Source organism: Salinimicrobium sediminis (assembly GCF_900215295.1).
Lineage (GTDB): Bacteria > Bacteroidota > Bacteroidia > Flavobacteriales > Flavobacteriaceae > Salinimicrobium > Salinimicrobium sediminis.
In genome coordinates this window covers 474252-500560 of record NZ_OCMF01000001.1, presented here as the reverse complement: position 1 = coordinate 500560, position 26309 = coordinate 474252, and the positions used below count along the sequence as shown (strand labels likewise).

General features: G+C 42.3%; 26 protein-coding genes. 12 read left to right on the top strand and 14 right to left on the bottom strand.

Annotated elements, in window-relative coordinates; translation table 11 throughout:
* Nucleotides 1-366: 366 nt before the first annotated feature.
* The 13 genes from CRO16_RS02245 to CRO16_RS02185 all read right to left on the bottom strand — a co-directional run bounded on the left by CRO16_RS02245 (nucleotide 367) and on the right by CRO16_RS02185 (nucleotide 12743).
* A complete protein-coding gene (locus CRO16_RS02245; RefSeq protein WP_097054714.1) occupies nucleotides 367-915 on the bottom strand; it encodes a hypothetical protein in 549 nt (182 codons plus the stop codon).
* Between the two features lie 142 nt (nucleotides 916-1057).
* Nucleotides 1058-1606, bottom strand: a complete 549-nt coding sequence (locus CRO16_RS02240; protein WP_097054714.1) for a hypothetical protein — start codon at nucleotides 1604-1606, stop codon at nucleotides 1058-1060.
* A 58-nt stretch (nucleotides 1607-1664) separates the two neighbouring features.
* Nucleotides 1665-2840 (bottom strand): tyrosine-type recombinase/integrase, encoded by a 1176-nt coding sequence (locus CRO16_RS02235; RefSeq protein WP_097054713.1) that lies wholly within the window; start codon nucleotides 2838-2840, stop codon nucleotides 1665-1667.
* Between the two features lie 207 nt (nucleotides 2841-3047).
* Nucleotides 3048-3344 carry a hypothetical protein gene (locus tag CRO16_RS02230; protein WP_143544396.1) on the bottom strand — a complete coding sequence of 99 codons (297 nt, stop codon included), beginning with the start codon at nucleotides 3342-3344 and terminating at the stop codon, nucleotides 3048-3050.
* A 79-nt stretch (nucleotides 3345-3423) separates the two neighbouring features.
* The gene (locus tag CRO16_RS02225; RefSeq protein WP_097054711.1) at nucleotides 3424-4335 is read right to left on the bottom strand and encodes a NifU family protein; all 912 of its coding nucleotides are present in this window, start codon (nucleotides 4333-4335) and stop codon (nucleotides 3424-3426) included.
* A gap of 359 nt (nucleotides 4336-4694) precedes the next feature.
* A complete protein-coding gene (murI, locus tag CRO16_RS02220; protein WP_097054710.1) occupies nucleotides 4695-5483 on the bottom strand; it encodes a glutamate racemase in 789 nt (262 codons plus the stop codon).
* Nucleotides 5484-5548: 65 nt separating this feature from the next.
* Nucleotides 5549-6058 carry an OmpH family outer membrane protein gene (locus CRO16_RS02215; protein ID WP_097054709.1) on the bottom strand — a complete coding sequence of 170 codons (510 nt, stop codon included), beginning with the start codon at nucleotides 6056-6058 and terminating at the stop codon, nucleotides 5549-5551.
* A gap of 58 nt (nucleotides 6059-6116) precedes the next feature.
* Nucleotides 6117-6929 (bottom strand): OmpH family outer membrane protein, encoded by an 813-nt coding sequence (locus tag CRO16_RS02210; protein WP_097054708.1) that lies wholly within the window; start codon nucleotides 6927-6929, stop codon nucleotides 6117-6119.
* A gap of 43 nt (nucleotides 6930-6972) precedes the next feature.
* Nucleotides 6973-9708: a BamA/OMP85 family outer membrane protein gene (locus CRO16_RS02205; RefSeq protein ID WP_097055745.1), complete on the bottom strand. Its 2736-nt coding sequence runs from the start codon at nucleotides 9706-9708 to the stop codon at nucleotides 6973-6975.
* Nucleotides 9641-10381 carry an isoprenyl transferase gene (locus tag CRO16_RS02200; RefSeq protein ID WP_097054707.1) on the bottom strand — a complete coding sequence of 247 codons (741 nt, stop codon included), beginning with the start codon at nucleotides 10379-10381 and terminating at the stop codon, nucleotides 9641-9643. Before CRO16_RS02200 ends, CRO16_RS02205 begins: the two co-directional genes overlap by 68 nt.
* 1 nt (nucleotide 10382) lies before the next feature.
* Nucleotides 10383-11099, bottom strand: a complete 717-nt coding sequence (gene porG / locus CRO16_RS02195) for a type IX secretion system protein PorG (protein WP_097054706.1) — start codon at nucleotides 11097-11099, stop codon at nucleotides 10383-10385.
* Nucleotides 11100-11199: 100 nt separating this feature from the next.
* Nucleotides 11200-12084 (bottom strand): NAD kinase, encoded by an 885-nt coding sequence (locus tag CRO16_RS02190; protein ID WP_097054705.1) that lies wholly within the window; start codon nucleotides 12082-12084, stop codon nucleotides 11200-11202.
* A 2-nt stretch (nucleotides 12085-12086) separates the two neighbouring features.
* A complete protein-coding gene (locus tag CRO16_RS02185) occupies nucleotides 12087-12743 on the bottom strand; it encodes a CBS domain-containing protein (protein WP_097055744.1) in 657 nt (218 codons plus the stop codon).
* Nucleotides 12744-12831: 88 nt separating this feature from the next.
* Between CRO16_RS02185 and CRO16_RS02180 the strand changes: the two genes are divergently transcribed.
* The 12 genes from CRO16_RS02180 to CRO16_RS02125 all read left to right on the top strand — a co-directional run bounded on the left by CRO16_RS02180 (nucleotide 12832) and on the right by CRO16_RS02125 (nucleotide 25480).
* The gene (locus tag CRO16_RS02180; protein ID WP_097054704.1) at nucleotides 12832-13548 is read left to right on the top strand and encodes a pyridoxine 5'-phosphate synthase; all 717 of its coding nucleotides are present in this window, start codon (nucleotides 12832-12834) and stop codon (nucleotides 13546-13548) included.
* Nucleotides 13548-14309, top strand: a complete 762-nt coding sequence (locus tag CRO16_RS02175; protein WP_097054703.1) for an alpha/beta fold hydrolase — start codon at nucleotides 13548-13550, stop codon at nucleotides 14307-14309. The genes CRO16_RS02180 and CRO16_RS02175 overlap by 1 nt, the downstream gene beginning before the upstream one ends.
* A gap of 123 nt (nucleotides 14310-14432) precedes the next feature.
* Nucleotides 14433-15680, top strand: coding sequence for an OmpP1/FadL family transporter (locus tag CRO16_RS02170; protein WP_097054702.1), 1248 nt, complete (start codon nucleotides 14433-14435; stop codon nucleotides 15678-15680).
* A gap of 18 nt (nucleotides 15681-15698) precedes the next feature.
* On the top strand, nucleotides 15699-17264 hold the full coding sequence (locus CRO16_RS02165) for an SGNH/GDSL hydrolase family protein (protein WP_097054701.1): 1566 nt from the start codon (nucleotides 15699-15701) through the stop codon (nucleotides 17262-17264).
* An 87-nt stretch (nucleotides 17265-17351) separates the two neighbouring features.
* Nucleotides 17352-17693, top strand: a complete 342-nt coding sequence (locus tag CRO16_RS02160; RefSeq protein ID WP_097055743.1) for a phage holin family protein — start codon at nucleotides 17352-17354, stop codon at nucleotides 17691-17693.
* 85 nt (nucleotides 17694-17778) lie between these two features.
* Nucleotides 17779-19092, top strand: a complete 1314-nt coding sequence (tig, locus tag CRO16_RS02155; RefSeq protein ID WP_097054700.1) for a trigger factor — start codon at nucleotides 17779-17781, stop codon at nucleotides 19090-19092.
* Between the two features lie 127 nt (nucleotides 19093-19219).
* Complete coding sequence (clpP, locus tag CRO16_RS02150) at nucleotides 19220-19894, top strand: ATP-dependent Clp endopeptidase proteolytic subunit ClpP (RefSeq protein WP_097055742.1); 675 nt, start codon at nucleotides 19220-19222, stop codon at nucleotides 19892-19894.
* Between the two features lie 54 nt (nucleotides 19895-19948).
* Nucleotides 19949-21181 (top strand): ATP-dependent Clp protease ATP-binding subunit ClpX, encoded by a 1233-nt coding sequence (gene clpX / locus CRO16_RS02145; RefSeq protein ID WP_097054699.1) that lies wholly within the window; start codon nucleotides 19949-19951, stop codon nucleotides 21179-21181.
* 173 nt (nucleotides 21182-21354) lie between these two features.
* Nucleotides 21355-23730: a GH92 family glycosyl hydrolase gene (locus tag CRO16_RS02140; RefSeq protein ID WP_097054698.1), complete on the top strand. Its 2376-nt coding sequence runs from the start codon at nucleotides 21355-21357 to the stop codon at nucleotides 23728-23730.
* 93 nt (nucleotides 23731-23823) lie between these two features.
* Complete coding sequence (locus tag CRO16_RS02135) at nucleotides 23824-24264, top strand: VOC family protein (protein ID WP_097054697.1); 441 nt, start codon at nucleotides 23824-23826, stop codon at nucleotides 24262-24264.
* A gap of 60 nt (nucleotides 24265-24324) precedes the next feature.
* Nucleotides 24325-24909: a DinB family protein gene (locus CRO16_RS02130; protein WP_097054696.1), complete on the top strand. Its 585-nt coding sequence runs from the start codon at nucleotides 24325-24327 to the stop codon at nucleotides 24907-24909.
* 106 nt (nucleotides 24910-25015) lie between these two features.
* Nucleotides 25016-25480: an SRPBCC domain-containing protein gene (locus CRO16_RS02125; protein ID WP_097054695.1), complete on the top strand. Its 465-nt coding sequence runs from the start codon at nucleotides 25016-25018 to the stop codon at nucleotides 25478-25480.
* A 76-nt stretch (nucleotides 25481-25556) separates the two neighbouring features.
* Here CRO16_RS02125 and CRO16_RS02120 read toward each other — a convergent pair whose 3' ends face one another.
* Nucleotides 25557-26222, bottom strand: coding sequence for a porin family protein (locus CRO16_RS02120; RefSeq protein ID WP_097054694.1), 666 nt, complete (start codon nucleotides 26220-26222; stop codon nucleotides 25557-25559).
* Nucleotides 26223-26309: the final 87 nt, after the last annotated feature.

Sequence of the window (26309 nt, the reverse complement as noted above, 5' to 3'; positions counted from 1 at the left end):
CAAAAATGGAGAGAAAAGTTATTTTATTCATCCGATTATCAATCATGGCCTGAACAGATAGCAAATTTAACAGCACGAGTACAGTAATACCATATCTTACACTCACCCACCAATTTTTGTATTTACTCCAGGTGTTGATGTAAAATTTAGCTATAACAATGAATAGATGTTCAAAGAAAATCATTGAGTCCGTTTAATCACTTTTTAATGGCTAAAACGCTGTGAGCTCTAATGATTTGCCACATGTTTGCCAACGTTCCCGGTTAACGCAAGTAGCGGACCTGGGAAACGATTATTGGTCGGTTAAGTTATCTTTTTAAAGGTAGTCAAAAATGTCATTTTGAGCGGTCTGCCGCTATTTGCTCGTTAACCGATGTTGCCACCAGTTTTTATTGCCTTTTCAATGATCTTTAAAAGTGATATAAATTTTTCAAATTGTTCTATGTCTTCAATACCATGTGCAGGAGTTAGAACAATCCGCGTGGGTTTTTTACTGTCCGTTCTGATGTAAACTTTTTCATTCATCAAACCATTTGTAAACTCAGCGTTTGATCCGAGCTGCATTATCAAGTTTCTTTCGCCAACGAACGTGAATTGTTTTCTTATCTGCTTAGGTAGATTTTCTTTGTTTTTGATGAAAACCAGATCCGTTATTCGATTCCATGTACTCTTAGGAAAGATTGTCAGATCCGTTAGATAATTTTTGTCCAGGTAAAGTGTGATCCGAAAAGGTTCTGCTACAGGTATTGCACCACCAACTGAGTCAATATTAACTCCGATCTTTGAGCCGTCAAATTCAATGAGTCCCGTTTTCGGCTGATAGAGGTATTTTCCTATAGGGCTGTTTACACTCTTTGGCTGTTCCTCCGAATAGTTTCCATTGTATTTTTTAGATAATTCTTCAATAATATTCATCGAATCGGAGGTTCTTTAAATTGGTGGCAACGTTCCCGGTTAACGCAAGTAGCGGACCTGGGAAACGATTATTGGTCGGTTAAGTTATCTTTTTAAAGGTAGTCAAAAATGTCATTTTGAGCGGTCTGCCGCTATTTGCTCGTTAACCGATGTTGCCACCAGTTTTTATTGCCTTTTCAATGATCTTTAAAAGTGATATAAATTTTTCAAATTGTTCTATGTCTTCAATACCATGTGCAGGAGTTAGAACAATCCGCGTGGGTTTTTTACTGTCCGTTCTGATGTAAACTTTTTCATTCATCAAACCATTTGTAAACTCAGCGTTTGATCCGAGCTGCATTATCAAGTTTCTTTCGCCAACGAACGTGAATTGTTTTCTTATCTGCTTAGGTAGATTTTCTTTGTTTTTGATGAAAACCAGATCCGTTATTCGATTCCATGTACTCTTAGGAAAGATTGTCAGATCCGTTAGATAATTTTTGTCCAGGTAAAGTGTGATCCGAAAAGGTTCTGCTACAGGTATTGCACCACCAACTGAGTCAATATTAACTCCGATCTTTGAGCCGTCAAATTCAATGAGTCCCGTTTTCGGCTGATAGAGGTATTTTCCTATAGGGCTGTTTACACTCTTTGGCTGTTCCTCCGAATAGTTTCCATTGTATTTTTTAGATAATTCTTCAATAATATTCATCGAATCGGAGGTTCTTTAAATTGGTGGCAACTCGTTATATGAAAACTAATATAGTTAATTATCCCTTAAAATGACGGGATAACAACAGGTTGTCATTGTTTTTATCAGAATTCAGCATTTCCTTCACAGTGACGTCAAGTGGGCTCTCGATCTTTAAAATGTCTTTGCGCGAAACGTGGGTGTAGATCATCGTGGTTTCCGGTTTTGAATGCCCCAGCAGTTCCTGGATGTACCGTAAATCAATTCCGTTTTCCAACATGTGCGTGGCATACGAATGCCTTAGGGTGTGCGGGGTGACTTTTTTCGTTATTCCGGCACGACGGCAGGAGTCTTGTAAAAAAGCCCTTATACTTTGTGCACTATAAGATCCGCCGGCCTGGCCTTCGGTGAAATAGACTTTTGGGCTATAGGTGGAAAGGTAATTCTTAAGCAGGGGTAGCATACTTTCGGCCAAAACTACTGCCCGGTCTTTGCGACCCTTCGCATTTTTGATAATGATCTGCCTGCGCAAAACGTCAATATGCTGCAATTTTAAATCGAGGAGTTCCCCAACACGTAAACCGCCCGAGTAGATCATGGCCAGGATAGCCCGATGCTTCAGGTTGCGGGTAGCCCGCAGTAATGAAATCACTTCTTCCTTGGAAAGTACCGTTGGCAAATACCTGCTCTTTTTAGGACGCTTGATTGCGGCTGTATCTATTTTTCCGCAGTCATAAAGCTCCAGGAAATGTTTTATCGCACTAATACACTGCCGGTGCGTGCTAGCGTAATTTTCCGCAGCAATCCTTTGTTCAATGAAAAGTTCAAGATCCCTGTGGCTAAGATCGGTTACGTTGCGGTCTCCCAGGAAATCCACCAACTTCAGAATAAAATTGTAGTAGGTGCGAACGCTGCTCTCGCTAAGCCGCTGCCCACGTAAATAGGCGACGTATTCATGTAGCATTTTCTTCTGCTCCCGACTAAATCTGGCACCAGGCTTTTCCTCCTGTTCTTGTGGCAGCCTAAAATGCTGCAATGCGGTATAGTCAATATAAAAGCCGGAAACTCTAATTTTGGAATAGAGCAGCTGCTTATTGGCCCGGTTCAAGGTAGTGATGTAGCAATTATGAGTGGCCGACCATTTTACGCCTTCTATGGAGGTGATAAGATCTTTAAGCGCCTGGTCAAACCTGAATCTTATTGCAATTTGCCACTCATCTTTGTGCAATAAGGGGGTGAGGTAAATTTTCTTCATCCTGCTGATTTTAAAGTAAATATAAATTAAAACCGATTCCGAAAATGTGCGTTTATTCCTGCTGTAGAATGCCTACGGATCTGCCCTTTCAAAAATTCCTCTTTTGGATTCTTACCCGAAAAAATGATATAAAAAAAGTCCCTTCAGGAAGAAAGGACTTTAAAAAATATTGTTTCAGAAGTTTTACCCGGAATCCTGTTGCCGGAGCTAATTTCTTATGAAGTTGACCTTCTCTGTACTTTTGGTGACTATAGAATCGATCCTGCTGCCTGTCTTGCGAACAATGGAATCAAGATCCCTGATCTTTTCTGTTTTTGCAGAAATCGTGGAATCCAGGTCCTCAACCTTGTCCAATCCGCTGTTTACGGCCGAATCCAGTTCTTCTGCGCGTTTATTGATATGATCTAACTGGTCTTCCACCCGGGAATTCATCTCCTGGCAACCTGTAAATAAACCGGTGGCCATAAGGATCAGAATTATTGCTATGTTCGTGTTGTTTTTCATCTTTTCTATATAGAAGTGAGCTGTTGCATTTATTTGGGGCTGTGACTGCTCCCTGCCCACTAAATACTGATTTCTAAAATTATCCGTTGATCGCCTCCACACGCTCTACACGCCCCTGAAGCATTTCCTTTAACATGGTTTCGATCCCGTTCTTAAGCGTAAAAGTAGAGGAAGGACATCCGCTGCAGGCGCCCTGAAGGATGACTTTCACCACCTTTTCGTCTTCATCATAGCTGTCAAAAAGGATATTTCCCCCGTCACTTGCTACTGCAGGTTTGATGTACTCGTCAAGAATGGCAACGATCTCCTTAGAGGTGTCATCGAGGTTGAGTTCCCTTACAGGTGCTTTTTCTTCGGCTATAGCAGGGGAGGGCTGCACGCTGTCTTCAGTAAGTACATCTTTCCCCTGTTCCAGGTATTCCCGAATGAATTCCCTGAGCACCTGGGTGATCTCTTCCCATTCGGCAATGTCATACTTCATGATAGAAAGATAGTTCTCATCAATGAAAACCTCCTTCACGAACGGAAAATGGAATAAAGCCTTAGCTAAAGGTGCATTTTTTGCATCATCAATATTTTTGAACTCCACGGTTTGCAGGACGAGTTTCTTGTTCGAAACAAATTTCATCACCGTAGGATTTGGCGTGCTCTCTGCATAAACGGTGACAGGGATCTTTTTTCCGGTTTCTTCTTCGGAAGGGGTCACTACCTGTCCGCCGCTGTTCAAAAAGGATTCGATTTGCTCTGCGATCTCCTGTTGTACATCCTTCCAGTGCACAATATTATATTTTTCAAGCGCCACAAAATTCTGCGCGATATAAACTGTCTTTACGAACGGAAGGTGAAATAATTGGCGGGCAAGGGGAGAGCGGTCAGCTTCTTCTATGTTATGAAATTCAAAGCTTTCGTGTTTGGTAAGGAAGGTATTGGCTTCAAACTTAACTATGGTTGGTTTGGCTGTAGGCTGAATATTTATAGTGATGTTCTGCATGACTGAAAATTTGCGCAAAAATACAACTTTATGTTGGTCTTTTGCAGCTTATTTAGAATGATTCAATGGGAAGGTAGAGGTGCGGAGTTGGAAGTGCGATTGGGGATTGGTTAATTAGTTAATTGGGGATTGGTTAATTAGAGAATTGTTTTAATCATTATAAAAAAGAAACCCAACCGACAACCGAGAACCGGAAACCGACAACCGACAACTGAGAACCGACAACCGACAACCGACAACCGACAACCGAGAACCGAGAACCGAGAACCGAGAACCGACAACTGAGAACCGACAACCGACAACTGAGAACCGACAACTGACAACCGACAACCGAGAACCGATAACCGACAACTGAGAATTCAGAACTCCAAATGCCTCACAATGAATCTCTCCCTTGGTTCGGGCAGGAGGTTTTTAAGGATTTCAGGATCAGCATTGGTAAAGAATTCCGGAGTTTTTTGCTGTTCATCTGTGAGCAGGCCAAGGCTTTGCAGCACATGTTTGGTTTGTTTTGCCACCGCCATGCCCGAATCTATAATGGTCACATGTTGCGGAAGGATCTTTTTTAAAGTGGGAATTAAATACGGATAATGACTGCAGCCAAGCACCAGGTAATCGATCCCGGCATCCAGCATAGGCTGCAACAACTGCCGGAGCATTTGCTCCACCCGGGGTGCGTCCTTTTGTCCTTTTTCGATCTGCTCCACCAGGCCTTTGCCCACTACTTCCACCACCCGGTTGTCTTTGGAATAAAGATCGGAGGTCTTCGCAAAAAGTGCACTTGTAAGAGTTCCTTTGGTCGCCAGGATCCCAATGCTTTTGGTCTTGGTATGTAAAGCTGCCGGTTTAATTGCGGGTTCAATTCCAATAAAAGGAATGGTGTAGGAAGATCTTAAATGCTGAATAGCATTCGTGGTAGCGGTATTACAGGCCACTACAATGATCTTGGCGCCCATTTGCAGCAGTTTCTCGGTATTCTTGACGCTGAGCCTTATAATTTCTTCTGCGGGTTTCTCCCCGTAAGGAGCATTGACGCTATCGGCGAGATAAATGGTATGCTCGAGGGGGAGTAATTCATGAATTTCTTTCCAGATCGAGGTTCCCCCAACACCCGAATCGAAAATACCTATAGGATTGTCTTTACTCATTCCTGTAAAAATAAAAACTGCGCATCAATGATGCGCAGTTTCTTAAATTTATTTTTGTTGAGGAATTAGATCCCAAGATCTTTCTTCACATCTGGCATAAGATCGTAACCATCTGCCATGATCACCCCTGTTCCGGTAGTGGAGTCAAGTACATAGTCAAATCCTTTTGCACGGGCTACTTTTTGAATAGTGGTACGAGCTTTTTCAAGTACAGGCTTTAGAAGCTCCATTTCTTTTTTCTGAAGTTCCTGCATTGCGTTTTGACGGTACTCTCCAATTGTTCTTTGAGTTTGCTGAAGCTCTGTAGCTCTCTTTTGGTTCTCTTCGTCTGTCTTTGTTTGTGCTTCGGCTTCATATCTCTTCATGGTATTCTGTGCTTCGGTTACCATGTCTTTGATCTCTGTATCGTAAGTCTTCTGAAGCTTTTCCAATTGATTCATTGCAGCTTTATATGACGGCATTTGTTCGATCAATTCCTGGGTTGCGATGTGAGCTACTTTTGTTTGTGCATTGGCAAAAGAAGTTGCTCCCAGGATTAAAGCTACAGCTATTAGAAGGGTCTTGAATTGTTTCATTGTTTTAAAATTGATTATTAATTGTTGAATTTTACTTGTTGTAGGTTCTATTTATATACTAATTATTCTCTTTGTTGTTCTGTTTCTCTTCCCGGGCTTTGGCTACGGAATCTTTTTTCCTTTCCCGTTCCTTCAGGATTTCTGCCTTGCGACGCTCAGCTTCTGCCTGTTTTGCAGCTCTTATGGAATCCCTGGTCTTGCGACGCTCCTCCAGTAAAGCTTCTCTCTCTTTTTTGCGTTGCTCTTGAAGTTGCTCTCTTTCTGAAAGTACAGCGTCTTCTTCAGCAGTCTTTGATTCTGCTCTTATCAACTCCCGCTTTTCCTGACGCGTCTCCAGTTCTTCCCGGTTTGAAGCTCTGGTAATGCTTCTCAAAACCTGGTCGCTTACGTCCAGTCTTTCCGCAGCATAAAGGGTAACCACATCTGCAGATTTGTCAAAAATAAGATCGTAATTCCTCGCTTTTGCGATCTCCTGCACGGCAACAAAAACCTGATCCTGAATTGGCTTTACCAATTGTAATTTTTGAGTGATCAGATCTCCGTTAGGCCCAAATCGCTTTTGCTGATAGTCAAGGATCTTCTTTTCTTCAAACCTTATCTCGTCTTCCCTGTCGGCGATCAATTCGCTGGTCAAAAGCGGTCTTTCGTTCGCCAGTTCCTGCTTCATGTTCTCTATTCTGGTCATTTCCTTCTCTATCTCCTGCTTCCATTGCTGAACTTTCTTTTCCAGCTGTGCCGAAGCTTCCTGATATTCCGGAACATTCTCCAGGATGTATTCCATATCAACATAACCAATTCTTACCGTTTGCTGTGCCTGCACCGCAAAACCGGTTAACATTACTAAAGCGAGGATAAGAATTGACTTTTTCATACTCGAAGTGGTTTATAGAAAATACCGTGCCAAATAATCTTTTTTAAAACTGCTGTCCAATAATAAAATGGGTTTCCCAGCCATTACGCTGGGTTTCCCCGGGTATTGGATCAAACCCATACCCAAAGTCAATACCCAATAACCCGAATGCAGGCATAAATATACGCAATCCTGCCCCGGCAGATCTGTTCAACTGGAAAGGATTATAATCCCTGAAGCCGTCATAAGATGCACCGGCTTCCAGGAAGGTCAGCGCAAATATTGATGCAGCAGGCTTCAAAGTTATAGGATATCTCAATTCCAAAGAATATTTGTTATAAATGGTAGCCCCGTCATTATCTGTTTCACGGCTCATTACGCCACGGTCAAGGGGAATAAGGGACTGGTTGGGATAACCTCTCATGGCAATAGCTTCCCGGCCGTCCATGCTGTAAGTTCCCATTCCGTCTCCTCCAAGGTAGAATCTTTCAAAAGGAGGTACCCCGCGGTCATTGTTATAAGCTCCAAGGAAGCCGTATTCTGCATGGGTACGAAGCACAATGCTGTTGCTGCCTCCAAAATTATATAAGGTATTATACCAGGTTCCGTTGAACTTGATCTTGTAAAATTCAAGCCACTTATACTTTTCCTGGTCGATCTTTGAAGGATCTCCCAGCGGAGTTTCTCCCGGTCTTAAAGGCCTGGTGGGAACTAATTGTCCCACGCTGTTATACTCACCCTGGCTAAGAACTCCAAATTCATTCTCTAACTGGAACTCCCTTTGATCGGCAAGATTGGCATAATCTACATCGTTGAAAAGAGAATACGGCGGAGTTACTTTTGCAATCACCTCAAACTTTGAACCTCCCATAGGGAAGATAGGGTTGCTAAAAGTGTTATCCCGTGTTAGTCCCAGGGTAAGGGAGAAGTTGTTGGAATATCCGTCTCCAAAAGTAAATAAGCCGGTGTTGTAATTGCTTAGGTTATAATGTTGAAAAGCGACTGCAGTGGATAGTACAAAGAAATCATCGGGCACGGTAAGCCTTTTTGCAAGTCCCAGGGTAATCCCCGAAATAGAGAATTTCTTGTCCTTGTCTGCTTCCCTGTTCCTGTAATCATAGGAATACTGCTCGGTATGTTGCAGGGATGTAGAAAGCCTTACAGGCTTTTTCCCGCCCCACCAGGGTTCAGAAAATGATAAACTGTAGGTTTGATAGTAAGTACTTGCCTGCGCTCGCAGGGATAAGGTTTGCCCGTCTCCCATTGGAAGAGGCTTATAAGCTTCTTTATCAAAAAGTCCGCTTAACGAGAAGTTGTTGAAGGAAAGCCCAAGGGTTCCAACAAATCCACCGCCACCGTAACCACCCTGCAGTTCGATCTGGCTGGCACCGGCTTCCACAACAGAATATTCAAGATCAACGGTTCCGCTGTTCTGGTCCACGTTCTTAAAGTCGGGAGAAAGGTTTTCAGCATCAAAGAAACCAAGCTGGCCAAGTTCCCTTACGGTTCTTACCACGGCTTCCTTGCTGTATTTATGTCCCGGTTTGGTCCTCATTTCCCTGTAGATCACGTGATCTTTGGTCTTATCATTTCCTACTACGGTGATTTCATCAAAATAAGCGACTTTTCCTTCCCTGATTCTTATTTCGAAATCAATGGTGTCATTGTAAACCTTAACTTCAACAGGATTGATGTTGGAGAATAGGTATCCGTTGTTCTGGTATAGGTTGGTAAGGTCATTGGCATCGGGCTTGGTATTATCGGCGATCTGCTTTTCAAGTAGCACCCCGTTGTACACATCTCCCTTGCTAATCCCAAGAATTCGCTGTAATTCCCTGTCGCTGTAAACGGAATTTCCAATGAATTCGATATTTCCAAAGTAATACCGGTTCCCTTCCTCAATATTCAGCTTAAGGGCAACATCATCTTCATCTATACGAATCAACGTATCTGAAATTATTCTTGCATCACGGAAACCCTTTTCCTTATAAACATTGACTAGTTTTTCTTTGTCTGCCTCATACTCTTCAGGAATAAATTTGGAACGCTTCCAGAACCTGAAGAATTTCTCCTCCTTTGTCTTTTTCAGGGCTCTTTTAAGACGGGCATCAGAAAGGGCATCGTTCCCAATAATTTCGATATCTTCAATCTTTACGCGCTCTCCCTTATCCACATTGATCACCATGTTCACCAGGTTGGTGTTTAGGGTATCTTCTACCGGCACTGTGTTAATGGCAACCTTGGTGTTTAAATATCCGTCCTCTCTAAAGGTGTTCTGAATATAATTTCGGGTAGTAGTCTCCAGGTTTTCGGTCACTCTCACTCCTTTATCAAGTTTATTTTCCTTGATAAGTTCTTCCTGCTTTTTCTTCTTTACTCCCTGAATTCTTACATTGGCCAGGGCAGGTACTTCCTGGATCTCCAGTTCCAGATTGGCAACGTCTCCTTCAATACTGGTCACGTAAATATTGATATCGCTAAAATGGCCAATGTCCCAAAGTTTTTTGAGGACTTTGGAGATCCTGTCTCCGGGAATGAAGATCTTTTCTCCCTTTTTAAGTCCTGTATAGGCAATTACGGTTTGTTCATTATAGGATATCGTACCCGTGACGTTGATCTCTCCTATAGTATATTCTTTGCCGTTTGCGAGTGGCAGGTCCTGTGCTGCTGAAGTAAAGTTTATAAAAAGGCTTAATGCTAAAAGTGCTAAAATATGCTTTGATGTAAAGGCACTAACTAAGTTGCTCACTTGTTTTTCCAAATCTTCGTTCTCTGTTTTGATAATTGTAAATGGCTTCATACAGGTCATTCTTCCTGAAATCGGGCCACAGTAATTCTGAAAAATATAATTCGGCATAAGCCATTTGCCATAAAAGGAAATTGCTGATGCGTTGTTCCCCGCTCGTCCTGATCATGAGATCAACGTCGGGTAAATTTCGGGTGTAAAGATGCTTATTTATAACCGATTCATCAATAGCTTTTGCGGAAATCTCACCGCCGGCTACTTTTTCTGAAATTTCTTTGACCATGCTGGTGATTTCCTCACGGGAGCCGTAGCTAAGGGCGAGGGTAAGGGTCATTCGGGAATTTCCCGCGGTTTGCTTGATCACCTCCTGCAATTCCCGTAAAGCTTTTTCGGGTAAATTCTCAAGGCATCCAATAGCGTTAAGCTTGATGTCGTTATCCTGCAGGGTCTTGATTTCCTTTTTTAAAGAGGAAACTAAAAGTTTCATCAAGGTGTCGACTTCCAGCTTTGGCCTGTTCCAGTTCTCGGTAGAAAAAGCATATAAAGTTAAATTTTTGACACCTATTTCGGCACTGCCTTCCACTACTTCCCGTACGGCTTTTGTGCCTTTTTCATGGCCTCTTATTCGCATCAATCCCTGCTTCTTTGCCCACCTGCCGTTACCATCCATGATGATGGCGATGTGACGGGGTAGTTTTGCAGGGTCGATCTTTTCCTTAAAGTCCATATTAATATTTGTTGAAACAGTCAGATCCCCGCCCAAAATTAATGGTGAGGTAAATTCCTGTAAAGACATACCAATCTGTGGTATTGCTGTTTCCAAAATTCCAGAGGTTGTAGTCGCCGTTCACTTCAGAGGGTTGACTACCGTCAAGATTATCTGTAAAGGTATAACGCGCTCCTATCTCTATTCCTCCGGAAAGGAAATTATTCAATGTTTGTTTATAGCCAAATACCATGGGAACAGAAAATTCCCAGTTATTGCCGGCTTCCTGCAGTTCGTTATTGGCAGGATTGGTATAGGCCTTGTTCTTTAGCATGTAATGGTTTGCAAAATAATAGCTGATTCCGGTGTAAAGATAAGGCGTAGATTGATAGGTGTTGGAGTGGAGGTCCCATTCCCAAAAGGTAAATTCAAGCCCCAGAGAAGCTTCGGCAATAGTATTTTTGAAGGAATATCCCCGTTGCTGTCTCCTGCCTTCATTAGACTTCGCATCATCGGCTTCCAGATTGGCATACATCAGGGAAAACCTGAAGGCATGCCTTTCACTGCGATTCCATTTTAGTAAACCTCCAAAAACTACGGTATTTGGATTGATATAGGTGGTATTTCCCACATCCCCAATGTAGTTTGCGCCTCCTATAAAAGGACCAATCTCAAAATTTTGGGAATATGTCTTGTTTGCACAGAATGCCATAAGAACCATAACAACAAGATACCTCATAGGTTTTCAAAAGTTTGCAAATATAACAATATTGTTTGCCCCACAACAATTTGAGCAGGTTTGTACCTTAGCATTAACAGATTTCGGGAGTTTTTATTGTTTAGTTGCGCTTATCTTCTCCCCATAAAAGCTTTTTCCGAAGCGTTTTCAGGAAGGTGTCTTCTGTGAATTCTATCATCTTTAACTTGAATGAAGCTTTTTGAATGGTTATCGTGGTATTGTTCTTTAAAGAAGCGATCCTGGAATCCATGGATACCAGGTAATCATCTGCCCGCCCCGACACCTTTAAGGTGATCTTCGTATTGTCTTTGATCACCAGCGGCCTCGCGTTTAGATTATGTGGAGCTATAGGTGTTATGACAAGAGCCTTTGTTGCCGGCGTTACCACGGGCCCGCCACAGCTTAAAGAATAGCCTGTAGATCCTGTAGGGGTTGAAACTATCAACCCGTCTGCCCAGTAAGCGGTGAGGTATTCTTCATCAAGCCATGTATCTATGGTGATCATGGAAGTGGTATTCTTTCGGCTTACGGCGATCTCATTAAGGGCATAGTGATTATCATACAGCTCTTCCACCTTTGGATTTGCCCTTATGCTTAAAAGGGAGCGCTGGGAGATCTTGTACTCGTTGTTGAGTAGCAGCTTGATGGTGTGCCTTATGTCTTCTTTATTTACCGTGGCCAGGAATCCAAGCCTTCCGGTATTTATTCCCAGGATGGGAATATCACGATTCCTTATAAAATTTACAGATTGTAAAATAGTACCGTCACCTCCCACGCTTATAAAAACATCATAGGAACCATCCAGCCTTTGAAAGGTATTGAAGTGATGAAAATCTTTTTTTATCTCGTTATTCTCATCGATAAGCCTTAGAAAATTCTCTTCTATGGCGACTTCAACATTCTCCTCGTCAAGCACGTTAAGCAGCTCCTCTATATATATGCCCGAATTTGCATGATAAAATTGCCCGTAGATCCCAACCTTCATTCTTAAATATTTAAATATTTATCCAGGTAGCGAGACCGGTCTTCAAGATTCGAGGAAAATGAGTCTTCATCATGTTGGGAAATGATCTCATAACCGTATCTCCTGAAGGTTTGAAAAAGGGCATTAAAAGGAGTGGTTCCCGTTTTAATGGTGATCTGTGCACGATCGTTTTCCATTCCCGAAATAAAAGCCCCCAGGACATGAGCCCCGTTAGATTCCACGATTTGGCAGATCTCACTAAAGGAGTAATCTTTCCTGCCTTTTTCAACCGTAAGAATTCCTCCCGGATGGTTGAGAAATGGGGATTCTGTAAAAATATTCATGATATCCTGCAGTTCCAGGTATCCCAAAAATTTATTTTCGGCATCCAGTACAGGCATTATGTTAGCATCGTTCTTGGAAAAAGTATGCAGTACATCGATCCAGTTATCATTTTGTCTCACATAGAACCCTTCCAGGGCATACTGGAATTCTTCGAGCTTCTTTTCAGGATCAAACATCCTGGCATCTCCAACGGGAATGCTGCCCATGTAAATTCCTTCATTTGTCACCGGAAGGTGGGAATATGGATTTCGGTTAAAGATCTCCAGGACTTCGGCTACTTTAGTGCCGAAATCCGGAATCTGGATTTCATTTAAGATATATGGAGTGATGTTCATAGCCCCGCGCATTTTCTGCAAATTAGGCAAAATAAAGTATTTTTATGCTTATTCAACTTCGTATTTTTGTTGAAAACACGAGCTATATATGACGAAATTAAGCGTAAACATTAATAAAATTGCTACCCTGAGAAACAGCCGGGGAGGAGATGTGCCAAATGTGGTGCAGGTAGCAAAGGATGCACAGAAATTTGGAGCCGAAGGGATTACCGTCCATCCCAGGCCAGATGAAAGACACATTAGATATCGGGATGTTTTAGACCTGCGGCCGGTGGTAAAAACAGAGTTCAATATTGAAGGAAATCCCGTAGAGAAATTCATAGATCTGGTGCTTAAAGTAAAACCTGAACAGGTGACCCTGGTGCCAGATGCCGAAGATGCCATTACTTCAAATGCAGGATGGGATACTCTAAAACACAGGGATTTTCTACAGGAGGTGATCGCCGAATTCAAGCGCAACAATATTAGAACCTCCATCTTTGTAGATCCCGATCCAAAAATGGTAGAGGCCGCAACAAATACAGGCACAGATCGTATTGAACTTTATACCGAGGAATACGCCAGGCAATATTCCAAAGGGAACAAAGCAGGCATAAGACCTTATGTAGAGTGTGCCGAAGTTGCTAATAAACTGGGTCTTGGCATCAACGCAGGTCATGACCTCTCCCTGGAAAATATCGAATACTTCAAGAAAAATATTCCGGGACTGCTGGAGGTGTCCATTGGGCACGCACTTATTGCAGAAGCCCTGTACCAGGGGTTGGAATATGTAATTAACCAATACCTTAGCTTACTCAGAGACTAATGAAATTACACTCACAAATAATTGGCGAAGGCCGTCCCATGCTTATCCTGCACGGATTTCTGGGGATGAGCGACAACTGGAAAACACTGGGAAATGATTTTGCTGAAGCAGGTTTCCAGGTGCATCTTATCGATCAGCGAAACCATGGGCGCAGCCCTCACAGTGATACCTTCAATTATCTCGAACTGGCAAAGGACATAAAGGAATATATAGATTCCCATCATCTTGAGAAAGTGATTTTAATAGGGCATTCCATGGGAGGCAAGACTGCCATGACTGCGGCTGCTCTTTTTCCGCATTTAATAGAGAAGTTGGTAGTGGTGGATATTGCGCCAAAATATTATGCTCCGCACCATCAAACCATTCTGGAAGGCCTGGCTGCAATAGATAATGCCTCCCTAACATCCCGGGGAGATGCAGATGAGCTGTTGTCGCAATATATAAAGGAAAAAGCGGTGAGAATGTTCCTGCTTAAGAACCTTTATTGGAAAACAAAAGAAAAACTTGGACTTCGGCTTAACCTGGAAGTGCTCACTTCACAGGTGGAAGAGTTAGGAAAAGCGCTTCCGGGAGAATATTCTTACAACAATCCCACGCTGTTTATTAAGGGAGAACGCTCAAATTATATAACTTCTGAAGATAAGGCACTTATAGAAAAACATTTTCCCAAGGCTACAATTGTTTCCATTCCTAAAGCCGGGCACTGGGTTCATGCCGAAAATAAAGATGAATTTTATCGAACTGTAATGAATTTTATATAACTTTCGTAAAATTTATTATGCACGCACAACAAACCAATGTTTTTATTGCATAATATGCATTTTATGCTATTTTTGAGCCATTGATCCTTTTATATTAATCTACACAATCTATTACAATCTATTATGAGAAAAATTTTATTGCTAACGGTGTTTGCGCTTGCAAGTGCCGTGACTTATGCCGGCGGTTATCGCGTAGGTGTACAGGGGCAGCGTGCGCTGGCTATGGGACACACCGGGGTTGCCGTTGTTAACAGTGCTGAGCTTGGGTTCTTTAACCCGGCCGGACTGGTACATCTTGAAAATCAACTTACCATCTCTGCCGGGGTGAGCGCAGTGTTTGCTGAAGTAGCCTGGCAAAATTCAGATACAGGAGATATTGCCCGTACAGATAATCCTGCAGGAACTCCTTTCTATTTTAATGCTTCTTACAAATTGAACGAGAACCTTGCCCTTGGCTTAAGTGTTTACACCCCTTACGGAAGTACCGTAAAATGGGAAGACGACTGGGCCGGATCTCACCTGGTAAATAATATTCAGCTGCAGGCGATCTATATTCAGCCGCTTGTTTCCTATAAAATAGCCGACTTTTTCAGTATTGGAGGTGGTCCTATCTTCGTGACGGGGTCTGTGAACTTTAACAGAAACCTTACCCGTACCCTTTCCGATATCGATGGAAATCGCTCCAATGTGACCATTGATGCTTCAGGAGTAACTGAATGGGGTTGGTCTGTAGGCGGACTTTTCACCTTTACTGAAGATCTTAGACTGGGAGTAAATTACCGATCAGAAATTATTATGCACGCCGAAGGTGGAGAAGCCGATTTTGAAAATATTCCAAATACGCCTCTGGCGCCATTTCAGGATACTACTTTTGACGCCGAACTTCCTCTTCCCGCCGAATTGACCGTAGGTTTATCTTACGAGTTGAATGAAAAATGGTTATTGGCCTTTGATTACAACAGAACTTTCTGGGGAGTGTACGAATCTCTTGATATCCAGTTCGCAAACGGAACAACTTCTACAAACCCACGCGCATACGAAGATTCAAGTACCTGGAGATTTGGAGCTCAGTATGAAGCTACAGACAAGCTTACTCTTCGTGCCGGATACTACTTTGATGAATCTCCCGTACAGGAAGGCTATTTTGCTCCCGAGACTCCAAGAAATGACTCCATGGGCTTCACCGCAGGTCTTTCACTTGACGTAACGTCAAGATTGGCCATTGATGCATCTTTCGCTTATATAAGATTTGATGAGGTTGATGCTTCTTATAACCATTACATTGATGAGAACGGGCAGAATGTTCCTTTTGGCGGGACTTACAAATCTGTTGCTTTCATCCCCGGTATAGGTGTAACTTATAAATTATAATAAAAGACATTTTTGAATATGAAAAACTATATTAAATATTTCGGAATTCTTGCTCTTGGGATGGTTGCCTGTGAGCCGGAATTTGAAAATCCGGTTGATGACCAGGATGCCTACACCAGCGGGGAAGCAGATTTTTCGAATTATGTAGCCCTTGGGAATTCTCTTACTGCAGGTTATGCAGATGGAACTCTGTACCTTTCGGGACAGCAAAATTCTTATCCCAACATCCTTGCTCAGCAATTTGCTAAAGTGCAGGAAACAAATGGCTTTACGCAACCTTTAGTTGCCGATAATAGCGGTGGATTACTTCTTAATGGCACCCAATTGCCGGGATATAATACCCGTTTGGTTTTAGGAGTTTCTGAAAGTGGGCCGGCACCAAGAAATTACGGTGGCGCTATAACTACAGACGTTAGTAATATCCTTACCGGACCCTTTAATAATATGGCGGTTCCGGGAGCAAAATCCTATGAGCTTCTTGCTCCGGGATACGGCAGCATGGAAGCTTTAATGCAGCAAAGGGCAAATCCTTATTTTGTGAGATTTGCTTCTGCTCCAAACACTACTGTTGTTGCTGACGCTATAGCCCAGGATCCTACTTTCTTTACTCTTTGGATCGGGAATAATGATGTATTCCTTTATGCAGTTTCCGGAGGTGTAGGGGTTGATCAAACAGGAAATCTGGATCCTTCCGAGTATGGTAGAAATGACATTTCAGATCCTCAGGTTTTTGCCGGAGCATATTCTCAAATAGTTTCTGAAATGGTTGAAGCAGGGGCAGAGGAAGGAGTTCTTTTAAATATTCCCGATGTAACTTCTGCTGCGTTTTTTAATACAGTGCCTAATAATGCACTTGTCTTAAATGCAGAGCAGGCTGCGGGACTTACCGGTTACTTCCAGGCTGTTGCAGGGATATTCACCCAATACCTTATGTCTCAACAAGTACCTGCTGCACAGGCGCAGGCAATTGCTTCCCAGTATGCGATTACCTTTAATGAAGGCCCAAACAGGTTTTTGATCGAAGTTCCTGTGACTCAAACCAATCCTTTGGGCTTCCGTCAAATGACCCAGGAAGAATTACTTCTGCTAACTATAAACCAGGCTGCCTTAAAACAACAGGGTTATGGGACTGCAGCTATTACTCCTCAGGTAATGGAAGTTTTGGGAATCCTTCAGGCTGGAGGTCAACCTACTCAGGAACAGGCTCAGTTGGTGCTCAATGCGGTTAACGCTATAGATGATAAAGATGCGCTTGATCAAAGCGAGATCCAGGCTATTGATGCAGCAACTGCAGCATACAATCAAACGATAAATCAGGTCGCTCAGGCTAATGATCTTGCCCTGGTTGATATGAACGCGCTGTCTATTAAAGTAAGCAATGAGGGAATTCCTTATGATGCAGGTACTCTTACGGGAGAATTTGCCGTGGGAGGACTTTTCTCTCTGGACGGGGTTCACTTTACTCCCCGGGGTTATGCTCTTGTAGCTAATGAAGTTATTAAAGCTATCAATAGTACTTATAATGCTACTGTTCCAAAAGTGAACATTGGGAACTACAAAACCATTACTCCGAGCAACGACTAGGACTTTTTATAAACTATGCTTAAAACGCCGGGTCTTCCCCGGCGTTTTTTCGTTCAAAATAGTATCTTAGATAAAAATCTTCTAACCATGACTTTTCTTTTACGCATTCTTCTTACAGCCGTAGTGGTAGTTTTTCTTGCGAATTTTCTTCCGGGTGTGACCGTTACAGGTTACTGGACAGCAATTGTGGTGGCCCTGGTTCTCGCGTTGCTCAATCTCATCGTAAAGCCTGTGCTGGTCCTGTTTACCCTGCCGGTGACCATTCTTACCTTAGGTCTTTTTTTAATTGTGATCAATGCCATCATCATTTTACTGGTTGACGCTTTTGTAGATGGTTTTGAGGTAAGTGGCTTTTGGATCGCAGTGCTGTTCAGTTTGCTCCTATCCATTTTTCAATCCCTGTTTTATTCCATTGCCGAAAGGAAATAAAGCCTGCTGAATTTCAGGTTTTTGAAACTTTGCTTGCTCTTAAAAAAGTTGTACTTTTGCAGACCAATTTTTATAAGCGCTTATAATGAATATAACGAGAGAGAATATTGACGAACTTAATGCCGTTCTTAAGGTAGATATCGCCAAAGAAGACTACAGCAACAAAGTTGAAAAGGTCCTGAAAGATTACCGTAAAAATGCAAATATCCCGGGCTTCCGTAAAGGTCATGTGCCCATGGGAATGGTGAAAAAACAGTATGGAAAAGCTGTTTTGGTAGATGAGGTAAATAAGCTGCTTCAGGATGCACTGAATAAATATCTTACCGAAGAAAAGCTTGATGTTCTTGGCAATCCGCTTCCTAAAGAACAGGATAATTTTGATTGGGATGCAGAGAATTACAGTTTCGAATTTGAACTGGGACTTTCTCCGCAGTTCGAGGTAAGCCTTGATAACGAAAAACCTATTACTCATTATAAGATCGTTGCCGGTGACGAGATGATCGACAATCAGGTGAAGACCCTTCAAAAGCAATATGGAAAACTTGTTTCCAAAGATGCTGCCGAAGAAGGTGACCAGCTAACCGGAACTTTCAAAAATGAAGAAGAAGGTATCGACGCTCACACTACCTTACCTCTTGAAAAGGTAAAAAACAAGAAGCCTTTCCTTGGAGCTAAAGCCGGTGACACTGTAAAAGTGAACACTAAAGGTCTTTTTGAGGACGATCATCAGTTGATGGATTTCTTAAAAGTGGAGCATGATAAAGCCCATGGTCTGGAAGTGGAAGTGGAATTCACTGTTGAAGAAGTGAACACTCAGGAACTTGCAGATCTTGATCAGGAATTATTTGATAAGCTCTTCGGAAAAGGAGAAGTTACTTCGGTCACCGAACTTAAGGATAAGATCAAAGAAGATGCTGCCAAGCAATTCGAGCAACAAAGTGACCAGCAACTGCTGAATGATGTTACTGAAATGTTGATCGAAAACACAAAATTCGACCTTCCGAAGGAATTCCTTCAAAAGTGGATCCAAACTGCAGGTGAAAAAGAACTTACGCCTGAAGAAGCCCGTGAAGAATACGAAAAAAGCGAAAAAGGACTAAGGTTCCAGTTGATCGAAGGGAAATTGATCCAGGAGCATAAGCTTGAGGTGAAATTCGAAGATCTTAAATCTTTCGCAAAAGACAGGATCAAAGAACAAATGGCACAGTTTGGCCAAATGAATCCTGAAGAAAAAGAGCTTGATGATATTGCTGCCCGTATCCTTTCACGCCAGGATGAGGTGAAGCGTCTTTCTGAACAATTGATGAACCAAAAACTGCTTGAACTTTACAAGGAGAAGGTCAATCTTGAGGAGAAGGAAGTAACTTATGAAGAATTTGTTAAAGAAGTTTACGAATAGAAATTTTCTTAATTAATACTTATATCTTTAAGGGCGTTAGACCAAATGCGGGATAACGCCTTTTTTGGCAACTAAGAGAGGGGTGCTCACCTCTTTATTTAACCCGAATAAAAACGAAAGAAATTCAATGGATTACGCAAAAGAATTTGAAAAATATGCTACCCGTCACCACGGGATCAACAGCAACTATTACGACAAGATCATAAGCAGCATGTATCCGCAGGGAATGACTCCCAACATCATTGAAGAAAGGCAAATGAATATTGCAATTTTTGATGTTTTTTCCCGACTAATGATGGACCGTATCATCTTTTTGGGAACAGGAATTAGCGATCAGGTGGCAAATATTATTCAGGCGCAGTTATTGTTTTTGGAGAGTACAGACTCTTCGAAGGACATCCAGATATATATTAATTCTCCCGGAGGAAGTGTTTACGCAGGCCTTGGGATCTATGACACCATGCAGTTCATTAAGCCAAACGTAGCTACAATTTGTACAGGAATGGCCGCCTCTATGGGAGCTGTATTGTTATGTGCCGGAGAAAAAGGAAAACGCAGCGGCTTGCCGCATTCCCGTGTAATGATCCACCAGCCACTGGGAGGAGCACAGGGACAGGCAAGTGATATTGAGATCACTGCCCGCGAAATTCTTATCCTAAAAAAGGAATTATATGAGATCATCGCAAAACATACCGGGCAATCCTATGAAAAGATCCATGAGGATAGTGACAGGGATTACTGGATGAAAGCCGATAAAGCTTTGGAATACGGAATGATAGATGAAATTTTGACGCGGGATTAATTCCCCGAAAAAAGAATGTACAGAGGCCTCAATTTGGGCTGAAATAAAAAATTTATGGCAAAAGAAGAATTAGAATGCTCCTTCTGCGGAAGGAAAAAGCCTGAAACTAACCTGCTCATTGCCGGGCTGGATGCTCATATCTGCGACCGCTGTATCGAGCAGGCCCATGGCATTGTTATAGAGGAATCAAGACAGGATGGCACAGGAGAACTTTCTTCAGAATTAAAACTGAGGAAACCGCAGGCTATAAAAGCGTTTTTAGATCAATATGTAATAGGACAGGAGCACACTAAAAAAGTTTTATCTGTTGCGGTTTATAACCATTATAAAAGATTGTTGCAACCGGTAAGCGATGATGATATCGAGATCCAGAAAAGTAACATCATTATGGTCGGGGAAACCGGAACCGGAAAAACCCTAATGGCTAAGACCATTGCCAAAATGCTTAATGTGCCTTTGGCCATTGTAGATGCAACGGTTCTTACCGAAGCAGGTTATGTGGGAGAAGATGTGGAAAGTATTTTAACCAGGTTATTGCAGGCCGCAGATTATAACCTGGAAAAAGCACAGCACGGGATTGTTTTTATAGATGAGATCGACAAGATCGCCCGTAAAAGTGACAATCCATCCATTACGCGTGATGTCTCGGGGGAAGGAGTGCAGCAGGCTTTGCTGAAGTTGCTTGAAGGAACCACCGTAAATGTGCCACCAAAAGGAGGCCGTAAGCATCCCGATCAAAAATTCATTGAAGTAGATACCGAAAATATTCTGTTCGTTACCGGAGGAGCTTTTGACGGGATCGAAAGGAATATAAGCAAAAGATTGAATATGCAGGCCGTAGGTTTTAGTGCTTCCAAGAGTGATGACGCTATTGAGCGGGAGAACCTGCTCAAGTATATTATTCCTAAAGACCTGAAAGATTTTGGATTGATCCCCGAGATCATTGGAAGGTTGCCGGTACTTACTCACATGAACCCGTTAGACAGGAGTACCCTAAGATCTATTTTGACCGAGCCAAAGAATGCAATTATCAAGCAGTATCAAAAACTGTTTGAAATGGATGATATTGATTTCACCATTACAGATGAAGCTCTGGACTTTATAGTAGAAAAGGCTATCGAATATAAACTTGGTGCCCGTGGGCTTCGCTCTCTTTGTGAAGCTATTTTAACCGATGCCATGTTCGAAATGCCCGAAGGTTCTGCGAACAAACTTGTAGTCGATAAAGAATACGCTGAAGAGAAACTGGATAAATCCGGAATTAAAAGATTGAAAGCAGTTTCTTAAAAGCTTGTCAGAAATACCATTTTAAAGCCACGCATTTGCGTGGCTTTTTGTTTTTTTGGAAAAGATGATATTAAAGACGCTGCTCCTTATTCCGTTATATTTCAGGGGGAATTGTTATTTTGGATGATCCAAAAGTCTTAACAGATAAATTTTTCCTCCTCAACCCAGAATCCATGATTAAAAACCTTCCCGCCGCCCGCTATATCATTAGTAGCCTTAACTTCCAAAGACTGTTTCTTTTTTTATGTCTTTATTTTGCTTTCGTGAGTATTCGGGCACAAGAGAAAATTCAGGAAAAAGAGCAGCCTCAATTAAAAGATTTCACCCAATTTGTGGATCCCATGATAGGCACTGCAAAAATGGGGCATACCTATCCAGGAGCAACAGTGCCTTTTGGAAGTGTGCAGCTAAGCCCCGATACAGATACGATTCCCTATGCTGTTAACGGTCGCTATAATCCGGAGGTCTATAAGTATTGCGCCGGATACCAATATGAAGATCCGACTATTGTAGGATTTAGTCACACGCATTTTAGTGGTACCGGGCATTCCGATCTTGGAGATTTCCTGCTGATGCCTACCACCGGAGAGCTGCAGCTTAACCCCGGCACCGAAGCCCATCCTGAAAGCGGCTACCGTTCAAGATTTTCGCACGATCGCGAAACCGCAGAACCGGGTTATTACAGTGTGATGCTGGATGATTATAATATTAAAGCCGAGATGACAGCTTCAACGCGGGTGGGAATTCACCGCTACAGCTTTCCAGAAGATGCAGCTGTTTCCCATCTTATTTTTGACCCGATGCACGGCATCTACAACTACGATGGCAAGAACGTCTGGACCTTTGTAAGGGTGGAAAATGATACGCTGGTGACGGGTTACAGGCAAACCACCGGCTGGGCCCGCACCCGTACGGTCTATTTTGCAATGGCATTTGATAAACCCATTCTGGAGTACGGGAGGGAACAATATGATAACCGGCCTTACAATGGCTTTTGGCGAAAATTCGATCAATCAAAGAATTTTCCCGATATCGCAGGGGAGAAGATCAGGATGTATTTTGATTTTGATACCAAAACAGATAAAGAGCTGCAGGTGAAATTTGCACTTTCCCCTGTTAGTACCCGTGGGGCAGTAGAAAATTTGAAAACAGAGATTCCACACTGGGATTTTGACCGGGTGAAGAAAGAGGCACGGGAGCTATGGAACAGGGAGCTTAACAAAATCGATATTGAACCCGCCGGGAAGCAGGAGAAAATCAATTTTTACACCGCCATGTACCATAGCTTTCTTGGTCCTACAGAATACATGGATGTGGACGGGCAATACAAAGGTCTGGATCAGAATATCCACGAGGCAAAAGATTTTGTAAATTATACCAGCTTTTCCCTCTGGGACACCTACCGGGCGCTGCATCCTCTCTTTAATATAGTGCAGCCAAAACGCAATGCAGATATGATCAAGTCAATGCTGGCCCATTATGATCAAAGTGTACATTCGATGTTGCCCATCTGGTCTCATTACGCCAATGAGAACTGGTGTATGATTGGATACCATAGCGCTTCGGTTATTGCAGATGCTATAGTGAAGAACAATGTTGATTTTGATACAGGTAGAGCATTGGAAGCTATGACAACTACGGCGAAAGTCGGTTACTACGACGCGCTGCAGTACTACATGGACCTTGGGTATGTACCGGAAGATAAAAACAGGGCTTCAGTTTCCAAAACCCTGGAATATGCCTATGACGACTGGGCCATTGCACAGGCCGCCAAAAAGCTGGGGGAAAATGCCATTTTTGAAGAATTTAGTGAGCGGGCCAAAAATTACAGGAATGTTTTTGACGCCAAATCAGGATTCATGCGGCCCCGTCTTAGCGACGGCAGATTTAAGAAGGAATTTGATCCCCTTGATACACATGGGCAGGGGTTCATTGAGGGTAATGCCTGGAACTATAGTTTGTATGTACCGCATGCTCCCGCGGAAATGATAGAGTTAATGGGGGGAAAGGAAAAATTTGAACAACGTCTGGATTCTCTGTTTACTATGGAATTGCCCGATGCTTATTTCGCCAATACCGAAGATATTTCCCGCGAAGGGATCATTGGCAACTACGTTCACGGCAACGAGCCATCTCATCATGTGGCTTATCTTTATAACTGGACAAATAGCCCATGGAAAGCTCACGATAAAATCAGGATGATCCTTAGGGATAAATACAAAACCGGGCCCGATGGCCTTAGCGGAAATGACGATTTTGGTCAAATGAGCGCCTGGTACATCTTCAGTAGTATGGGCTTCTATCCCGTCGCCCCCGGATCTACAAAATATGCATTGGGAAGCCCTTCTCTAAACAAAGCAGTCATTCACCTTGAGAATGGTAACCTGTTCCTCATTTCGGCTATTAATCAGACAAAAGAGAATGTTTATGTAGAAAAGACAGTATTGAACGGGAAAATCCTGAAGGATCCGTTTCTGGATCATCACGACATCATGAAAGGCGGAAAACTGGAGTTTTACATGACTTCAAAAATCCCCAATTTGAATTAACTTAAAAAGTCTCATTTTTGGAAAATTTTAATACATTAAATGACTTTATAATGTAAATTAGATAGAATGTAAAGTTTTGTAAATCAGCAAAAAATGGAAAAATTGAATCCCTACTTGAATTTTCCCGGCAATTGCGAAGAAGCCTTCAACTTCTATAAATCGGTTTTTGGAGGTGAGTTTGCCTATTTGGGTCGCTTTGCCGATATCCCTTCAGATGAAGGAATGGTCATCCCGGAACATAAACTGAATAAGATCATGCATATTGCCCTCCCCTTAGGTAAGGAATGCCTTTTAATGGGCAGTGATTGCGATGAAGGCTGGTGTCCCGAAGTAGTTGTGGGTAATAATGTTACCCTTTCCATCAACGTGGAAAGTCGCGAGCAGGCAGATAAATTGTTCGAAGGCCTTTGTAATGGCGGTAAGATCAATATGCAAATCGGCGACGTCTTTTGGGGCAGCTATTACGGCATGTGTACAGATAAATACGGGGTGACCTGGATGATCAATTATGTAAAGCCTGAAGGCAACTCCTAATCGTTTTAGCCGTAGCCCTGATTTATTGTGAAGTTGGTCACTTTTTAAATAATGCTTCATATGAAAATTAAATCCACCTCGCTTCTTAGTGATCTTTTGGAGCGTATTAGACAGAACCTGTCGGCTGTTGAAAAATTTAGGTCCTGCTCTTTTGAAGAGCTCAATTTTAGACCTGAGCCCGATTCCTGGAGTGTTCTGGAATGTATTGAGCATCTTAACTTCTACGGCAACTTTTACCTCCCCGAAATGGAAAAGCAGATCGCCAATTCCCCATATCCTGCAGAAGAATTCTTTAAAAGCGGATTTTTAGGGAACTATTTTGCTGAAAGTATGCTACCAAAGGACAGGCTTAAGAAAATGAAGACCCTTAAAAGTCAGAATCCCATTGGCAAGGTCCTGGACAAAAAGGTGCTCGACATTTTTGTAGACCATCAGCTTCAAATGATAAGCCTTTTGGATAAGGCTAAAAAGGTAAGTCTTACCAGGACCAAGACAGGGATCAGCATCACGAAATACCTGCGTTTGAGGCTGGGAGATACCATGAGGGTGGTCATATATCATAATCAGCGGCATATCAAACAGGGGCAGAACGTCTTGAAAATTCTTTCCATGGAAACCGCCGGCACAGAGAAAGTCAAAGTTTGAAGATCGTTTTAATTCTGAAGAAAAATTATAACGAAGTTCTAACGCTTTTGAGGAGGCAGGTTTGAATGAGAATTTTTAATTTGCTGATATCCAATAAAAAGAAGCTATGAAAGATTTAAAGATCAACACCGCTATCCAGATCTCCAAACCGGTAGATGTAGTTTACGAAGCTATTATCGATCCAAAAAAAATGTCTAACTATTTCATTTCTGAAGGTTCAGGAAGAATGGAGGAAGGGAAGACCCTGAAATGGAAATTCCCGGAATTTCCCGAAGAAGCAGAGGTCTGGGTTGTGGAGGTGACGCCGCTGGAATATGTTTCTTTTCAGTGGGAGGGTGCTAAGGGAAAAAAACTGCTGGTGGAGATCACTTTGTTGCCTATGCCGGGAGATAACACTCTGGTCAAAGTAACCGAAGAAGGAATGCCGGCCAATGAAGCCGGTATTAAATGGTTGGCTCAAAACACCGAAGGTTGGGCTAACTTCCTTGCCTCCCTTAAGGCCTACCTTGAATACGGGATCAACCTGAGAAAAGGTGCCTTTGATTTTATGAAAGAAGCTGCCGGAAAATAGAAATTTGCTATTAAAAAGTAAAGTAAAAGGGGCTCCAAAATGTCATTTTTGGAGCCCCTTTTATTCAAAAATTCAATTAGAATTTATAACCGAGAGACAACTGAAAACTCTGGTTCTTGATCTTCTCGAATTCCATCTCAATTTCTTCATCCTGATCTTCATAATCGCTGATGTCAGACAAGCCCAGATGATATCTTGCCTGCAGGAACAGATTTTGGTTGATTTCATACCCCAAACCAAAATTTAGACCGAAAGAAAGTTTTTTCAATTCATCCAGAACATCCTCAGTTCCGGACATATTCATTTCCATGTCCTCTTCAAAATTAGTGGATATATCATACTTGTTCTTGGCAGAAACAAGATATCCAATTTGAGGACCTGCCTGTAGACTTAGAGCCTCAGTGGCATAGAATTTAGCCATCACAGGAAGATTGATGTATCCAAGTTTTAATTCCTGGTCAGATTTTAAAAAGAATTCATCAAGCTGCATGTCAATTGAAGATTCGGCACCTTCCATAGAGTAGAGCAATTCAGGTTGTAGAGCAAACATTGGAGAAAGTTTGTATTCTGCTACTAAACCAACGTGAAAGCCAAACAGATAATCGGTTTCACCAACCTCGTTGCCTGTAAGGGTGGCATAATTTCCTCCGGCCTTAATTCCAAAATTTGCCTGTTGCGCCAGTGCAGTTGAGAAGCTCATGGCTGAAATGAAAATAACCAGAAATAGATTTTTTGTTTTCATAAGATTAGATGTTAGTGTTTTTAGTTTTATAGATTTAATTAGCCTATAGACTCCTAAACCAACATCTTGTTACAAAAAAATAAAAAT

Coding starts and splice junctions, on each gene's coding strand:
- CRO16_RS02245 (WP_097054714.1), bottom strand. CDS start 915: ATGAATATTATTGAAGAATTATCTAAAAAATACAATGGAAACTATTCG.
- CRO16_RS02240 (WP_097054714.1), bottom strand. CDS start 1,606: ATGAATATTATTGAAGAATTATCTAAAAAATACAATGGAAACTATTCG.
- CRO16_RS02235 (WP_097054713.1), bottom strand. CDS start 2,840: ATGAAGAAAATTTACCTCACCCCCTTATTGCACAAAGATGAGTGGCAA.
- CRO16_RS02230 (WP_143544396.1), bottom strand. CDS start 3,344: ATGAAAAACAACACGAACATAGCAATAATTCTGATCCTTATGGCCACC.
- CRO16_RS02225 (WP_097054711.1), bottom strand. CDS start 4,335: ATGCAGAACATCACTATAAATATTCAGCCTACAGCCAAACCAACCATA.
- murI (WP_097054710.1), bottom strand. CDS start 5,483: ATGAGTAAAGACAATCCTATAGGTATTTTCGATTCGGGTGTTGGGGGA.
- CRO16_RS02215 (WP_097054709.1), bottom strand. CDS start 6,058: ATGAAACAATTCAAGACCCTTCTAATAGCTGTAGCTTTAATCCTGGGA.
- CRO16_RS02210 (WP_097054708.1), bottom strand. CDS start 6,929: ATGAAAAAGTCAATTCTTATCCTCGCTTTAGTAATGTTAACCGGTTTT.
- CRO16_RS02205 (WP_097055745.1), bottom strand. CDS start 9,708: ATGAAGCCATTTACAATTATCAAAACAGAGAACGAAGATTTGGAAAAA.
- CRO16_RS02200 (WP_097054707.1), bottom strand. CDS start 10,381: ATGGACTTTAAGGAAAAGATCGACCCTGCAAAACTACCCCGTCACATC.
- porG (WP_097054706.1), bottom strand. CDS start 11,099: ATGAGGTATCTTGTTGTTATGGTTCTTATGGCATTCTGTGCAAACAAG.
- CRO16_RS02190 (WP_097054705.1), bottom strand. CDS start 12,084: ATGAAGGTTGGGATCTACGGGCAATTTTATCATGCAAATTCGGGCATA.
- CRO16_RS02185 (WP_097055744.1), bottom strand. CDS start 12,743: ATGAACATCACTCCATATATCTTAAATGAAATCCAGATTCCGGATTTC.
- CRO16_RS02180 (WP_097054704.1), top strand. CDS start 12,832: ATGACGAAATTAAGCGTAAACATTAATAAAATTGCTACCCTGAGAAAC.
- CRO16_RS02175 (WP_097054703.1), top strand. CDS start 13,548: ATGAAATTACACTCACAAATAATTGGCGAAGGCCGTCCCATGCTTATC.
- CRO16_RS02170 (WP_097054702.1), top strand. CDS start 14,433: ATGAGAAAAATTTTATTGCTAACGGTGTTTGCGCTTGCAAGTGCCGTG.
- CRO16_RS02165 (WP_097054701.1), top strand. CDS start 15,699: ATGAAAAACTATATTAAATATTTCGGAATTCTTGCTCTTGGGATGGTT.
- CRO16_RS02160 (WP_097055743.1), top strand. CDS start 17,352: ATGACTTTTCTTTTACGCATTCTTCTTACAGCCGTAGTGGTAGTTTTT.
- tig (WP_097054700.1), top strand. CDS start 17,779: ATGAATATAACGAGAGAGAATATTGACGAACTTAATGCCGTTCTTAAG.
- clpP (WP_097055742.1), top strand. CDS start 19,220: ATGGATTACGCAAAAGAATTTGAAAAATATGCTACCCGTCACCACGGG.
- clpX (WP_097054699.1), top strand. CDS start 19,949: ATGGCAAAAGAAGAATTAGAATGCTCCTTCTGCGGAAGGAAAAAGCCT.
- CRO16_RS02140 (WP_097054698.1), top strand. CDS start 21,355: ATGATTAAAAACCTTCCCGCCGCCCGCTATATCATTAGTAGCCTTAAC.
- CRO16_RS02135 (WP_097054697.1), top strand. CDS start 23,824: ATGGAAAAATTGAATCCCTACTTGAATTTTCCCGGCAATTGCGAAGAA.
- CRO16_RS02130 (WP_097054696.1), top strand. CDS start 24,325: ATGAAAATTAAATCCACCTCGCTTCTTAGTGATCTTTTGGAGCGTATT.
- CRO16_RS02125 (WP_097054695.1), top strand. CDS start 25,016: ATGAAAGATTTAAAGATCAACACCGCTATCCAGATCTCCAAACCGGTA.
- CRO16_RS02120 (WP_097054694.1), bottom strand. CDS start 26,222: ATGAAAACAAAAAATCTATTTCTGGTTATTTTCATTTCAGCCATGAGC.